The sequence below is a fragment of the Roseibium sp. RKSG952 genome, from assembly GCF_009711355.1.
Window position 1 is genome coordinate 1 of sequence record NZ_SMMF01000359.1, and the last position, 706, is coordinate 706.

Consider the following 706-nt stretch of genomic DNA (forward strand, 5'->3'; position numbering starts at 1 on the left):
CGATTGCCTTCGATATCACCCCCTAGCAGCCCTTTGAAAGGGCTGCCAGGACTTAGAAGTTCGCATCTCCGCGTGCAGAAATGCCGTCAGTCGAACCGAAACCGAGTGTTTGTGTGAGCATGCCTGTCAGGGCTGGAATCGCTACGAGCCCAGCGCCGACGGCAAGGCGCCACATCCCCTCAGAGTATTTGACCTGGCCACCCTGGGATTCGGCGGCAGCCTTCAGCTTAAGGAGGCCAGTGGCGACCATGACAAGGCCCATTAGAAATCCACCTGCCACAGCGAGCTTTCCGACAAATTCGATATCATCAATAAGGTCCCCGGCCGCATCCCCAACGGTCTCTGCCTCTGCACGAGCCTCGGCAATCCCGATCATCGCGACTGCGGCCAGCGCCAGAGGCAAGGCGCGAACCCTGTCTACATACTTGCGCATTCTTGTGTCTCCGTCTTTTGACTTTCATTCCGGCGCCAAGGTGCGCCCTAATGGAATCGTAGGACCGCAACACACACGAAACAAGCACGCCGGCAAAAACAGCGCTTCGTCCGGGTTTCGTCACGGCGCACGACGCACTTGCGTTGAGGGGGAAACGGGATTCGATTTGAAAATTCCCTCCTGTAAGGATTTTTATCAAGCTGCGCCATAAAAACGAGTCCTTCATGTCCGGGATACAAGGCACTCCCGCGCAAGCGGGAATTCCTGTTTCCC

The 706-nt window shown here is 56.8% G+C and carries 1 protein-coding gene; it reads right to left on the reverse strand.

Annotated elements, in window-relative coordinates:
* Positions 1-52: 52 nt before the first annotated feature.
* Complete coding sequence (locus E1297_RS01040; RefSeq protein WP_155132796.1) at positions 53-433, reverse strand: hypothetical protein; 381 nt, start codon at positions 431-433, stop codon at positions 53-55.
* Positions 434-706 lie beyond the last annotated feature (273 nt).

Excerpts from the sequence above, each read along its gene's own strand:
- E1297_RS01040 (WP_155132796.1), bottom strand. The coding sequence starts at position 433 with ATGCGCAAGTATGTAGACAGGGTTCGCGCCTTGCCTCTGGCGCTGGCC.